12 protein-coding genes are annotated in these 13459 nt (G+C 69.1%); 11 read left to right on the forward strand and 1 reads right to left on the reverse strand.

All coding sequences use genetic code 11. The annotated features are described in order from the left end of the window. The first annotated feature begins 37 nt into the window (after positions 1–37). From rsmI to ASD43_RS15990, 3 genes are read left to right on the forward strand one after another with little or no spacing between them, the layout of a single operon-like run. A complete protein-coding gene (rsmI, locus tag ASD43_RS15980; RefSeq protein ID WP_056420750.1) occupies positions 38–856 on the forward strand; it encodes a 16S rRNA (cytidine(1402)-2'-O)-methyltransferase in 819 nt (272 codons plus the stop codon). Then, positions 856–1512, forward strand: a complete 657-nt coding sequence (locus tag ASD43_RS15985; protein WP_082539502.1) for a class I SAM-dependent DNA methyltransferase — start codon at positions 856–858, stop codon at positions 1510–1512. Before rsmI ends, ASD43_RS15985 begins: the two co-directional genes overlap by 1 nt. Before the next feature lie 33 nt (positions 1513–1545). Next, positions 1546–2649 carry a LacI family DNA-binding transcriptional regulator gene (locus ASD43_RS15990; protein WP_056420754.1) on the forward strand — a complete coding sequence of 368 codons (1104 nt, stop codon included), beginning with the start codon at positions 1546–1548 and terminating at the stop codon, positions 2647–2649. Positions 2650–2688: 39 nt separating this feature from the next. On the opposite strand, the gene ASD43_RS15995 is transcribed toward ASD43_RS15990, so the two are convergent. Then, positions 2689–3057: a VOC family protein gene (locus ASD43_RS15995; RefSeq protein ID WP_056420757.1), complete on the reverse strand. Its 369-nt coding sequence runs from the start codon at positions 3055–3057 to the stop codon at positions 2689–2691. Between the two features lie 63 nt (positions 3058–3120). Between ASD43_RS15995 and ASD43_RS16000 the strand changes: the two genes are divergently transcribed. From ASD43_RS16000 to metG, 8 genes are all read left to right on the forward strand, one after another. After that, positions 3121–3573 (forward strand): MarR family winged helix-turn-helix transcriptional regulator, encoded by a 453-nt coding sequence (locus tag ASD43_RS16000; protein ID WP_056420760.1) that lies wholly within the window; start codon positions 3121–3123, stop codon positions 3571–3573. 175 nt (positions 3574–3748) lie between these two features. Next, a complete protein-coding gene (locus ASD43_RS16005) occupies positions 3749–5413 on the forward strand; it encodes an ABC transporter substrate-binding protein (RefSeq protein ID WP_235564202.1) in 1665 nt (554 codons plus the stop codon). Beyond that, positions 5410–6390 carry an ABC transporter permease gene (locus tag ASD43_RS16010; RefSeq protein ID WP_056420763.1) on the forward strand — a complete coding sequence of 327 codons (981 nt, stop codon included), beginning with the start codon at positions 5410–5412 and terminating at the stop codon, positions 6388–6390. Before ASD43_RS16005 ends, ASD43_RS16010 begins: the two co-directional genes overlap by 4 nt. After that, the gene (locus ASD43_RS16015; protein ID WP_045253238.1) at positions 6387–7301 is read left to right on the forward strand and encodes an ABC transporter permease; all 915 of its coding nucleotides are present in this window, start codon (positions 6387–6389) and stop codon (positions 7299–7301) included. Before ASD43_RS16010 ends, ASD43_RS16015 begins: the two co-directional genes overlap by 4 nt. 5 nt (positions 7302–7306) lie before the next feature. Then, complete coding sequence (locus ASD43_RS16020) at positions 7307–9007, forward strand: ABC transporter ATP-binding protein (RefSeq protein WP_157551099.1); 1701 nt, start codon at positions 7307–7309, stop codon at positions 9005–9007. A gap of 53 nt (positions 9008–9060) precedes the next feature. Continuing rightward, on the forward strand, positions 9061–10230 hold the full coding sequence (locus tag ASD43_RS16025) for a glycoside hydrolase family 1 protein (protein WP_056420769.1): 1170 nt from the start codon (positions 9061–9063) through the stop codon (positions 10228–10230). A gap of 18 nt (positions 10231–10248) precedes the next feature. Beyond that, entirely contained in the window at positions 10249–11820 is a 1572-nt protein-coding gene (locus ASD43_RS16030; protein WP_082539503.1) for a molybdopterin-dependent oxidoreductase, read from the forward strand. 53 nt (positions 11821–11873) lie between these two features. Then, complete coding sequence (metG, locus tag ASD43_RS16035; protein ID WP_056420772.1) at positions 11874–13451, forward strand: methionine--tRNA ligase; 1578 nt, start codon at positions 11874–11876, stop codon at positions 13449–13451. Positions 13452–13459: the final 8 nt, after the last annotated feature.

The following is a 13459-nucleotide window of genomic DNA, read 5'->3' on the forward strand; positions in this document are numbered from 1 at the left end:
AGACAACCCGGCCATGGCGTCCGCCTAAGCTGGGCGGGTGATCATCCTCGCCGCGACCCCGATCGGAAACCTCGGGGACGCGTCGCGCCGCCTCGTCGAGGTGCTGGAGAACGCCGAGGTCGTCGTCGCGGAGGACACCCGCACCACCGGGCGACTGCTGCAGGCCCTGCAGATCGCGAACCGGCCGCGGCTGATCGCCCTGCACGATCACAACGAGAAGCAGAAGGCGGCCGAGCTCGCGACGCTCGCGATCGAGACCGATGTCGTCGTCGTCAGCGATGCCGGGATGCCGGCGATCAGCGACCCCGGCTACGGGCTGGTCGCCGCGGCCGTGGCGCTGGGCGTGACCGTGACCGCCATCCCCGGTCCCAGCGCGGTGCTGATGGCCCTGTCGATCTCGGGACTGCCGACCGACCGGTTCACGTTCGAGGGGTTCCTGCCCCGCAAGCCGGGGGAGCGGCGCTCGACGCTGCGCGCGCTCGCCGCCGAGCCCCGCACCATGGTCTTCTTCGAGTCGCCGGCACGGCTGGCGTCGTCGCTCGCCGACATGGGCACCGCCTTCGGCGACGACCGGCGCATCGCGGTGTGCCGCGAGCTCACGAAGTTCTACGAGGAGGTCCGCCGAGGCACCTCCGCCGAACTGGTGGAGTGGGCGACGACGGGGGTCAAGGGCGAGATCGTGGTCGTCGTCGAGGGGGCGCCCCGCAGGGAGGCCTCGGCGGATGACGCGCTCGCGCAGGTGCAGCGGCTCGTGTCCTCCGGCATCCGTCTGAAGGATGCGTGCGCCGAGGTCGCCGCGGCCACCGGTCTCTCGTCGCGCGACCTGTACCAGGCCGCGCTCGCCGCCCGCAGCTGATGTCTGGCGCTGACCACGACCAGGTCGAGGTCGCGGGCGAGGTCGATCTCGCGCTCGCGGCCGCGTACGACGCGCGCGCGGCCGAGTACGTCGCGCTGGCCGGCACGCTCGCGCAGATGGATGCCAGGGACGCGGCGGTGATCACCGCCTGGCGTGACTCGACGCGCGGGCGGCTGCTCGATGCCGGATGCGGGCCAGGACACTGGACAGGCGTCCTGGCGCACGGAGGGCGGGACATCCGCGGCATCGATCTGTCGGCGGAGTTCGTCGCGACCGCGCGGACGCGGCACCCCGGTATCCCGTTCGAGGTCGGCTCGTTCCGCCATCTGCCGCTCGATGCGGGTTCTCTCGGCGGCATCCTCGCCTGGTACTCACTGATCCACAGCCCGCCTTCTCACGTGCCCGACATCCTCGCCGAGTTCGGCCGCGTGCTCGCCCCTGGCGGCAGCCTCCTGATCGGGTTCTTCGAGGGCGAGCCGCGAGAGCGCTTCGCGCATGCGATCGCTCCGGCGTACTTCTGGTCGGCCGACGCGCTCGCCGCGGTGCTGGCGGAGACGGGGCTCGAGGTCGTGTCGTCGGAGAGCCGCGAGCGCGAGCCCGGCGAGGTCAGCACTCGGCCGCACGGGTCGCTCATCGCGCGCTCGACACCCGGGTAGCCTGGTGCACACCCACCCGGAGGAGGAGCGAGCGTGAGCAGGAAGGCGACCGTCTACGACGTCGCGGAGCGCGCCGGCGTGTCGATCGCGACGGTGTCGCGCGTGCTGCGGCAGCCGGATGCCGTGCGCCCCGCCACGCGCGAGCGCGTGCTCGACACGGTCTCCGAGCTCGGGTACGTGCCCAGCGGCAGCGCGCGCGGACTCGCGGAACGCCGCACCGGCGTGCTGGGGCTGTACTTCCCGGGGTTCGACGCGTCGGAGGACGCCCCGGTGCTCGACGTGCTCGCCGAGGGGCAGTCCGCCCGGCCGTCGTTCACGGTCGAACAGCGCACCACCGATGCGGGCGTGCCGCAGCCGACCATGCTGTTCCTCGACGAGGTGCTGCGCGGTGCCGAGCTGGAGGCGTGGAAGCAGGGTTTCGTGCTCATGATCGGTGTCGGTCGTGACGATCCCGGCCGGGAGACGGTGCGCGACATCGCCGGCCGGGTCGACGGACTGATGGTGCTGGCTCGGAGCGTGCCCGACGACGTGCTCGCCCGGCTCGCCCGGCGGATCCCGGTGGTCGTGCTGTCGGGGCCTGCGCGCGGCGACAACTACGACCACGTCACGGTGGACAACGCCGAGGCCATGGCGGAGCTGACCCGCCTGGTGCTCGCGCAGGCCGACCCCGGTGGCATCGCCTTCCTTGGGGGACCTGCGGATTCTCCCGACGGTGCGCAGCGGTGGGACGGCTTCGCCGCCGCCGTCGCCGAGGCGGGGCTCGCCCTCGATGACGTGACCGTGCTGCGCGGAGACTTCACCCGCGCGTCGGGTCATGCGGCGGCGCAGACGCTCATCGACGGCGGTGCGCCCTCGGTGCTCGTGGCCGCCAACGACCAGATGGCGCTCGGTGCGATCGACGCGTTCCGCTCGGCCGGCATCCGGGTCCCCGACGATGTGCGGGTCACGGGCTTCGACGGCATCGAGGCCGCCGCGCTGTCGCGTCCGGCGCTGACCACCGTGCGGCAGCCGATGATCGATCTCGGTCGTGCCGCCGTGCAACTGCTCTCCCGCCGCCTCGAGCGGCCGGACGCCGACCCGATGACCGTGCGCCTGCCGTTGCAGATCATCGTCCGCGAGAGCTCGCAGCGCCCCTGACCGACTGACGGCGGCGACGGCGGTCCCGAGAGCGGCCGCTCAGGCGCGGTCGTGCAGCGTGATGCGGTAGCCGTCGGGGTCGGCGAACGTGAACGTGCGCCCGAACGGGCCGTCGATCGGTGCGGCGACGATCGTGTGGCCGTCGGCGACCAGCGCGTCGTGGATCTCCTGCACGTCGGTGGCATGGAGCCAGATCGCGGCGCCGATGCCCGGCTGGTCGACGGCGTCGAGGTCGGTGCCGGGGGCGATGTCGCGCAGTGCGAAGGCGATGGGAGTCGTCGTGAAGACCACGGCGTGCGGAGGGCCCGCCGGTGAGCGGACGAGGCCGAGGTATCTCTCGTAGAAGGCCTGGGAGGCGGTGAGGTCGCGGGTCTGGAGGGAGACGAAGTCGGGGCCGGTGACGGGCATCAGGTGCTCTTCTCTGTTCGTGTCAGTTATCTGACATGGGTCAGCGTATGTCAGAATACTGACATGAGTCAAGACGGCGGCGGCATCGACCTCGACAGTTCGCTCGGATACCTGCTCAAAGAGGCGTCGAGCGCCCTGCGTGCGGCCATGGAGGAGGTGCTGCGGCCGCTCGGGATGACCATCACGCACTACTCCTGCCTCGAGCTGCTCGCCCAGCGCCCCGGCCTCTCGAACTCCGAGCTCGCCCGCGGGGCGTTCGTCACGCGGCAGTCCATGAACGTCCTGCTCCAGGCGCTGGAGCGCGACGGCCTGGTCACGCGCCCCGACGCTCCTCCGGTCGGCAAGGCGCTTCCGGCCCGCCTCACCCCGCGCGGGCGGGAGCGTCTCGCCGCAGCCACGGCGGTGGTCCGATCCGTCGAGATCCGCATGCTCGCGGGCATGACGGAGGCGGATCAGTCCGCGGCGTTCCGTGCGCTGCAGAGCATGACCAGGTCTCTGCGCAGCCCTGCTCAATGAGTCTGCGCAGCCCTGCTCACTGAATCTGCGCAGCCCCACCCGCTGAATCGCTCCCTCGTCGAGAGGGGGTTGCGCGGTGCAAATGTATGCGCTTACAATTGCCGGAACGGCTTCGGCCGTGGGGTGCCCCGACCCGTGGGATCCCTTCATGACACAGACGACATGAGGTGGCAGTGTGGCGAAGACGCACATGCTCCGGCGCTGGCGGAGAGCGGCGATCGTGGGACTGGCGGCAGCGGCCGTGGTCCTCAGCGGTTGCAGCATCCAGATCAGTTCGCAGCCCGATCCATCGATCGGCGACGACACGATGCTCATCAACGCGGACAAGGGGAACCCGTTCTTCACGCGGAACTTCAATCCGTACCTGACGAACACCCGCACCGCGTCGAGGTGGATCTACGAACCGCTGATCCTGGTGAACCCGCTCGACAACACGCTCAACCCGTGGCTGGCCGAGTCCTGGTCGCAGCCCGATGCGCGCACGGTCGTCATGACGATCCGCGACGGCGTCGAATGGAGCGACGGCGAAGAGCTGACCCCCGATGACGTCGCCTTCACGTTCCAGCTGCTGAAGGACAACCCCGCCCTCGACATCAAGGGCGCGTGGCAGCACCTCGAGAGCGTCGAGGTCGACGGTGACGACGTCATCATGCACCTGCAGACCGACGACGCCCCGTCACTGTCGATCCTCGGTCTGACGATGATCGTCCCCGAGCACATCTGGAGCGATGTCAAGGACCCCGGCACGTTCCGCAACGAGAACCCGGTCGGCACCGGGCCCTTCGTGCTGGGCAACTACAACGACCAGCAGTACTCGATGGACAAGAACCCCGACTACTGGCAGGCCGACAAGATCGAGATCGAGCACATCATCCTGCCCGGCACCAACACCCAGCTCGACACGGTGACGCGCGGCTACGACTGGTCGTACTCGTTCATCTCCGACGTCGAGGGCACCTGGGGCGCGGCGAGCGAGCACAACACCTGGTGGTTCCCGCCGGGCGGCGTGATCGCCCTGATGCCGAACCTCGAGGTCGCGCCGTTCGACGACGTGAACGTGCGTCGCGGCATCGCGCTCTCGCTCGATCGTGAGGAGATCGCCGAGACCGCCTCCGAGGGGTACATGCAGCCCGCCGGCCAGACCGGACTCATCCTGCCGAACCAGGAGGAGTACCTCGACCCCTCGATCCCCGACCAGGGCATGATCACGCAGGACGCGGATGCCGCGCTCGCGGCGTTCGCGGAGTCCGGATACACGCTCGACGGCGACCGACTCGTCGGCCCCGACGGCGAACAGCTCGAGTTCGCGCTCACGACGGCCAACGGCTACTCGGACTGGACCCGCGCGGCACAGACCGTGCAGCGCCAGCTCGCCGCCGTCGGTGTGAAGGTCACTCTGAAGCTGCCGCAGCCCGCGGGGTACCAGAGTGCGATCAGCAACGGCGACTTCGAGATGGCGATCGGAGGCATGGGCAACGGCGACATCTACCAGGCGTACAACAACCTGCTCTCGAGCCAGTTCTACGTGCCCTCCGGCGAAGCCACGGCGAACAACTTCGAGCGTTATCAGTCGGATGAGGTCGATGCGCTGCTCGCGGAGTACCGCGAGACGGTCGATCCTGCACGTCAGACCGAGATCACTCACGAGCTGCAGAACATCGTGTACGACGAGCTGCCGGTGATCGGCCTCTACTACGGCGGAATCTGGGGTCTATTCAACGACGCCAAGTTCACCGGATGGCCCTCGGCGGATGACCCGTACATGATCCCGCAGAACTACGACTCGGCGCCGCTGCTGATCTTCACCAGGCTCGAGCGCGTGAAGGGAGACGACCAGTGAAGTACGTCCTGCAGAAGGTCGGCCTCTTCGTGCTCACGCTGTGGGCCGCGATCACGCTGAACTTCTTCCTCCCGCGGATGATGCCGGGGTCCCCGGCCGATGCTGCGATCGCCAAGCTCGCGCAGAACGGGCCGGTGTCCGACGCGACCAGAGCCGCGATCGAGGCGCAGCTCGGCGTCCCGACCGGATCCCTGTGGGATCAGTACATCTCCTACCTCGGACAGGTTTCCCGTCTCGACTTCGGGGTCTCGTACACGTTCTATCCGCAGACGGTGTCGAGCATGGTGTCGACCGCGCTGCCGTACACGATCGGCCTGGTCGGCATCGTCACGGTCCTCGCCTTCGTGATCGGCACGCTGATCGGCGTCGCCGCCGCGTGGCGCCGCGGCACCTGGCTCGACTCGCTGCCGACGCTGACCGGATCGTTCCTCAGCACCTTCCCGTACTTCTGGACCGCGCTGCTGCTGCTGTTCTTCCTCGGGTACGTGCTGCACTGGTTCCCGACGACCGGCGCGTACGCCGCGACCACGGCACCGGGCTTCACGGGGGACTTCCTCGCCGACCTGGCCCGCCATGCGGTGCTGCCGGCGCTGACGATCCTGCTGACCTCCCTCGGCGGCTGGATCATCGGCATGCGCAACGCCATGATCAACACGCTGGGCGAGGACTACGTCACCTTCGCCGAGGCGAACGGTCTGCACGGCCGCACGATCGCCGTCCGCTACGCCGCCCGCAACGCGATCCTGCCGAACCTCACCGGCTTCGGTCTCACCCTCGGCGGTGTGGTCGGCGGATCGATCCTCGTCGAGCAGGTCTTCCAGTACCCCGGTATCGGATATCTGCTCTTCAACGCCGTGATCGGGCAGGACTACCCGCTCATGCAGGCGCTCTTCCTGATGATCACCGTCAGCGTGCTCGTCGCCAACTTCCTCGTGGACATCCTCTACGGGGTACTCGACCCGAGGACTCGCCGATGACCTCCACCATGAACGTCAAGGTTCCCGCCGAGCGGATCGCGGCTCCCAGCCCGTGGCGCTCGTTCGCCCGCATGGTCGGCACGCTCTGGTCGAACGGCAAGGCCAGGCTCGGACTCATCATCCTCGGACTCTTCGTCGTGGTGGCGGTGTTCGCACCGCTGATCGCGCCGTACGGGGCCAAGGACAACTCGTTCGAGCGCAACGCCGACGCCTCGTGGGCCCACTGGCTCGGGACGACGGCCGCCGGGGAGGATGTGCTGAGCCAGCTGATCTTCGGATCGCAGATCAGCCTGCTGGTCGGCCTCGCCGCCGGCATCCTCTCGACGATCGTCGCCGTGCTGATCGGTCTCAGCTGGGGGTACATGCGCGGATTCCTGGGCGAGGTGATCGGCTTCATCGTCAATCTCTTCCTCGTGATCCCCGGTCTGCCCCTCATGATCGTGATCGCCGCCTACCTGCAGAACGGCGGCATCCTGATGATCATCGCGGTGATCGTCGTCACCGGATGGGCATGGGGAGCGCGTGTGCTGCGCAGCCAGACCCAGTCGCTCCGCGGCAACGACTTCGTCACCTCGGCGCAGTTCTCGGGTGACAGCCGCGCGCGCATCGTGTTCCGCGAGATCCTGCCGAACATGACCTCGATCATCGCCGGGACGCTCTTCGGAGCGGCGACCGCGGCCATCCTCGCGGAGGCCGGACTCGAGTTCCTCGGTCTCGGAGACTCCAGCATCGTCAGCTGGGGCACCATGCTCTACTGGGCGCAGAACTCCAACTCCCTGCTCACGGGGCAGTGGCTGCTGCTGTTCGCCCCCGGTCTGTGCATCGCCCTGCTCGCCCTGAGCCTGACACTGATCAACTTCGGCGTGGACGGCATCTCCAATCCGCGCCTGCGTGAAGGGAAGGGCCGATGAGCGCCATGGAAGACAGCGGCATCCTGCTCGACGTGCAGGATCTGTCGGTCGAATACGCATCGCCGGGCACGAAGCCGGTCACCGCGGTCGAGAGCGTCTCGTTCTCGCTGCGACGCGGCGAGTTCGTCGGGCTCGTCGGGGAGTCCGGGTCGGGCAAGTCGACCCTGGGCTTCGCGCTGACCCGTCTGCAGAAGCCCCCGGCGCGCATCAGCGGCGGCCGCATCCTGTTCGACGGTCGCGACATCCGCGAGCTGAACGCGGAGGAGCTGCGGCGTCAGCGTCAGGGCGGGTTCGCGATGGTGCTGCAGTCCGGCATGAACGCGCTGAACCCGGTGCGAACGGTCGGCAATCACTTCCGCGACATCTTCGCCGCCCACGGACACGTGCCCCAGAAGGATCGGGAGGCCAGGGCCGAAGAGCTGATCGGCAAGGTGGGCCTCGACCGTTCGGTGCTCGCGCGGTATCCGAGCGAGCTGTCCGGGGGAATGCGCCAGCGCACCTCGATCGCTCTCGCGCTCTCGCTGGAGCCCCAGCTGATGGTGTTCGACGAGCCGACCACGGCCCTCGACGTGCTCGTGCAGCACGCCGTCATGGACACGATCAAGGACCTGCAGCGGTCCGAGCACTTCACCGCGATCCTGATCAGCCATGACCTGGGCATCGTGCTCGAGGCCACCGATCGGGTCATGGTCATGCACGAGGGACGGATCGTCGAGGACGCGCCGAGCATCGACATCCTCACCAGGCCGCAGGACGAGTACACGCAGATGCTGCTCAGCCACTACGCCGACCCGAGGGCCGAGTCGATCTCGATCCCCGGTTTCGTCGACCTGGGCACGCGCCGACGCGAGGGACGGTCGCGCACCGACGTCACCGAGACGGTGCCGACGGTGTCGCAGCGGGACACACGCCGTGCGGATGCCGCGATCGTCGTCGAGGGCGTGTCGAAGCGGTACCCCGCACCCCGCCGCGGCGAGAAGCCGGTGACGGCGGTCGACGACGTGTCGTTCCGGCTCGAACCGGGTGAGGCGCTCGCCCTCGTCGGGGCGTCGGGCTCGGGCAAGTCGACGATCGCGAAGCTCATCACGGGCGTCGAGAAGCCCACCGACGGCACCGTGCGGTTCGGCGACGTCGATGTGGCGAGCCTCGGCCGCAAGGGGCTGCGCGATCTCCGCAAGGACGTCCAGATGGTCTTCCAGGACCCGTATGCGGCGCTCAACCCGCTGCACACCGTCGAGTACGCCCTCAGCCGTCCGATCCGCAACTACACGAAGCTCCGGGGACAGGAAGCACGGGATCGCATGCTCGAACTCCTCGAGACGGTGGGACTGACACCGGTCGAGCAGTTCGCGGCGAAGCTCCCGCACCAGCTCTCGGGCGGTCAGCGTCAGCGCGTGGTCATCGCGCGGGCGCTCGCCAGCGACCCGCAGGTACTGATCGCCGACGAGCCCGTCTCGATGCTCGACGTGTCGCTGCGCGCGGGCGTGCTCGCCCTGCTCGAGGACCTGCGTGAGCGGTGGGGCATCAGCATGCTCTACATCACGCACGACCTGCTGAGCGCGCGCCTGGTCACCGAGAACATCCTGGTGCTCAACAGCGGACGGGTCGTGGAGCGGGGCGAGACCGCCCATGTTCTGCAGCATCCCGAGGACCCGTACACGGTCCAGCTGCTGGATGCCGTGCCCAACCCGTCACGCATCCGATAATCCGTCATCCACCGACGAACACCTCACCCGACGAACACGAGAGGGGCGCACCTGTGCTCACATTCCCTGACGGCTTTCTCTGGGGCGCCGCGACCGCGGCCCATCAGGTGGAGGGGAACAACACGACCAGCAACTGGTGGACGATGGAGCACGCTCCCGGGTCCCCGATGGTGGAGCCCTCGGGCGACGCCGCCGACCACTTCCACCGGTATCCGGAGGACATGCGGCTTCTCGCCGATGCCGGACTGAACTCGTACCGCTTCTCGCTGGAGTGGGCGCGCATCGAGCCCGAGCGCGGCTTCGTGTCGCGGGCGATGCTCGACCACTACCGGCGGATGATCGACACGGCGCGCGAGAACGGGCTCGACCCGACGGTGACCCTGATGCACTTCACGGTGCCGCAGTGGTTCCAGAAGGACGGATTCTGGCGGGCGGATGATGCGGTCGACCTCTTCTCGCGCTACGTCGAGACGGTGCTGCCGATCCTCGACGGCGTGACCTACGTCTGCACGATCAACGAGCCGAACATCGCGGCGATGCTCGCCGGGGGAGAGGATGCGGCCAACCTCGTCGCGTTCGGTCTGCCGAACCCCGACCTCGCGGTGGCCGACACCCTGCTCGACGCGCACCACCGGGCATCCGAGATCCTGCACTCCGTCCCGGGCGTGCAGGCGGGATGGACGATCGCGACGCAGGCCTTCCACTCCACCGGCGAGCCCGGTGCCGACGAGATGCTGGCCGAGTACGGCGACCCTCGCGATCACTGGTACCTCGACCAGTCCGCGGGAGACGACTTCGTCGGTGTGCAGGCGTACACGCGCACCTTCATCGGCCCCGAGGGCCCTCGCCCGGTCGCGGACGATGTCGAGACGACGCTCACCGGGTGGGAGTTCTTCCCCGAAGCGCTCGAGATGGGCGTGCGCAGTGCGTGGGAGCGCAGCGGAGGGGTGCCGGTGCTCGTGACCGAGAACGGCATCGCGACCGCGGACGACACCCGGCGCATCGCGTACACCCAGGGCGCGCTGGAGGGGCTGCACCGGGCGATCTCGGACGGCATCGAGGTCAAGGCGTATCAGCACTGGAGTGCGCTCGACAACTACGAGTGGGCCAGCGGATTCCGCCCGACCTTCGGTCTCATCGGCTTCGATCACGAGACGTTCGAGCGCGCACCGAAGCCGTCGCTGGCATGGCTGGGAGAGGTGGCCCGCCGCAACGCCCTCTGACGGGGTTACCCTCGGATCATGACCAACCGGAGCGTGACCGACCGGAGCACGATCGAGGAGACCCGCACGCTGCGGGGCGACCGGCGTCGATCGGCGGCCGCCGGGCTGAGCGCGGCGGCCGCCGCGGTCGGCCTGGCGGAGCTCGTCGCCGCCGTCGTGGAACCCAGCGCGAGTCCGTTCGCGGTGATCGGCAGCGGTCTGATCGACCTCGCCCCGAGCTGGGCGAAGGATGCCGCCATCGCCCTGTTCGGCACGGGTGACAAGCTCGCGCTGATCACAGGGATCGCGATCGTCCTCGTCGGCGTCGCCGCGCTCGCCGGCATCCTCGAGCGGCGGCGCGCGGGAGTGGGCGCCACGATCCTCGCCGCTCTGGGCGTGCTGGCGCTGGTCGCTGCGATGATCCGTCCCGGTGCCGGGCCGTTCGCCTGGCTTCCCGGGCTCGTCGCGGGAGCGGTCGCCGTGGTCGCCCTGCGGCTGCTCGTGCGACGGCTGAGTCCCGTGCCGTATCTCCGCCCCGACGCCGAGGAGCGCCGACGGTTCCTGCTGTGGACCGTCGGCGTCGCCGCGACCGGCGTGGTGGCCCTCGTCGTGGGCAATGCCGCGCGGGGTGCGACCCGATCGATCGACGCGGTGCGCACCGCTCTGCGGCTGCCTGCGCCGACCACGCCCGCGCCTGCGGTCGCCGCGAGCGCCGAGCTCGGCGTGCCCGGACTCGCCTCGGTCGTCACCTCGAACGCCGATTTCTACCGCATCGACACCGCGCTGATCGTGCCGCGCCTGGACCCCGCGGACTGGACGCTGCGCATCCACGGCATGGTCGAGCGCGAGGTGCGGATCACGTGGGACGAACTCCTCGCGCTGCCGATGCAGGAGTCCTACGTGACGCTCGCCTGCGTCTCGAACGAGGTGGGCGGAGACCTGATCGGCAACGCCCGATGGCTCGGGCATCCCGTGCGCGAGCTGCTCGCGAAGGCGGGGGTCGACCCCGATGCCGACATGGTGCTGTCGAGGTCGTCGGACGGATTCACCGCGTCGACGCCGATCGAGGCGCTGACCGATGACCGCGACGCCCTGCTGGCCGTGGCGATGAACGGCGAGCCCCTGCCGATCGAGCACGGGTTCCCGGTGCGCATGGTGGTGCCGGGCCTCTACGGCTACGTGTCCGCGACGAAGTGGGTGACCGAGCTCGAGGTCACCCGGTTCGATCGCGCGACCGCGTACTGGACGGACCGCGGCTGGTCCGAGCGTGGGCCCGTGAAGCTGCAGTCCCGCATCGACGTGCCCCGACCTGGGCAGCGGATCGACGCCGGCGATGCGGTCGTCGCCGGCATGGCCTGGCAGCAGCACGTCGGCATCGAGGGCGTCGAGGTGCGCATCGATGAGGGGCCCTGGAGTCGCGCCGAGCTCTCGACGCCGATCTCGCCCGACACCTGGGTGCAGTGGCGCCTGCCGTGGGCGGCCGAGAGCGGCATGCACACCATCGAGTGCCGGGCGCTGAGCGCCGACGGCGAGACCCAGACCTCGGAACCGGCGGGTGTCGTGCCCGACGGCGCGCAGGGGTGGCATCGCATCCAGGTCTCGGTGGCGTGAGCGCCGTTCCCGACGGCGTAACGCCCCCCGGCATCCCGCCTAGAATTGTGCCCATGCCCGCAGGCGACTCGTTCTACATCACCACGCCCATCTACTACCCCTCCGATGTCCCGCACATCGGCCACGGGTACACGTCGGTGGCGGTCGACGCGCTCGCGCGCTGGCACCGCCAGGGCGGCGACGACACGTGGATGCTCACGGGCACCGACGAGCACGGCCAGAAGATGCTGCGGGCGGCGGCGGCGAACAACGTCACCCCGCAGGAGTGGGTCGACAAGCTCGTCACCGAGTCGTGGTTCCCGCTGCTGGAGACCCTCGACGTCGCCAACGACGACTTCATCCGCACCACCCAGGAGCGCCACGAGACGAACGTGCAGACGTTCTTCCAGCGCCTCTATGACAACGGGTACATCTATGCGGGCGAGTACGAGGCCCTCTACTGCGTGGGCTGCGAGGAGTTCAAGCCGGAGTCCGAGATCGTCGACGGGACCGGCCCCTTCGAGGGGCTCAAGGTCTGCGCGATCCACTCCAAGCCCCTCGAGCTGCTGCAGGAGAAGAACTACTTCTTCAAGCTCAGCGAGTTCCAGGACCGTCTGCTCGAGCTGTACCGGACGCAGCCCGATTTCGTGCGCCCCGATTCGGCCCGCAACGAGGTCGTCTCCTTCGTCAGCCAGGGACTCAAGGACCTCTCGATCTCGCGCTCCACGTTCGACTGGGGCATCCCGCTCCCGTGGGACGAGTCGCACGTCATCTACGTGTGGGTCGATGCGCTGCTCAACTACGCCACCGCCGTCGGGTACGGCGCCGACCAGGCGACGTTCGACCGTCGCTGGCCCGCGTACCACGTGGTCGGCAAGGACATCCTGCGCTTCCACGCGGTGATCTGGCCCGCGCTTCTCATGGCCGCAGGGCTCGAGGTGCCCCGCGGCGTCTTCGCGCACGGCTGGCTGCTCGTGGGTGGCGAGAAGATGTCGAAGTCCAAGCTCACCGGCATCGCCCCGACCGAGATCACCGACGTCTTCGGCTCCGACGCGTACCGCTACTACTTCCTGTCGGCGATCGCCTTCGGACAGGACGGCTCGTTCTCCTGGGAGGATCTGTCGGCCCGCTACCAGTCCGAGCTCGCGAACGGCTTCGGCAACCTCGCCTCGCGCACCATCGCGATGATCGAGAAGTACTTCGCCGGAGCTGTCCCCACGGCCGCCGAGTACACCGCGCGTGATCTGGAGATCCAGAAGATCGTCGCGGATGCCGCCTCCAACGCGGATGCCGCGGTCGAGCAGTTCCGCATCGACGAGGCCATCTCGTCGATCTGGACGATCGTCGATGCCCTGAACGGCTACATCACCGAGAACGAGCCGTGGGCTCTGGCACGCGACGACGGGCAGCGCGGTCGCCTCGGCACCGTCCTGTACACCTGCGCCGAGGGGCTGCGTGCGCTCGCCGTGCTGCTCTCGCCGGTCATGCCGCAGTCGACGGAGAAGCTCTGGAGCGCCCTCGGTGCCGCCGAGAGCCTCGGACGTCTGCAGGATCAGCCGATCCGCGAGGCGGGGGCGTGGGGGGTGCTGCGCCCGGGAACGAGCGTCCACGCACTCGCGCCGCTGTTCCCGCGCGTGGAGACCACCGCCTGAGCCTGGCC

Origin of the sequence: Microbacterium sp. Root553 (assembly GCF_001426995.1) — a bacterium.
Lineage (GTDB): Bacteria > Actinomycetota > Actinomycetes > Actinomycetales > Microbacteriaceae > Microbacterium.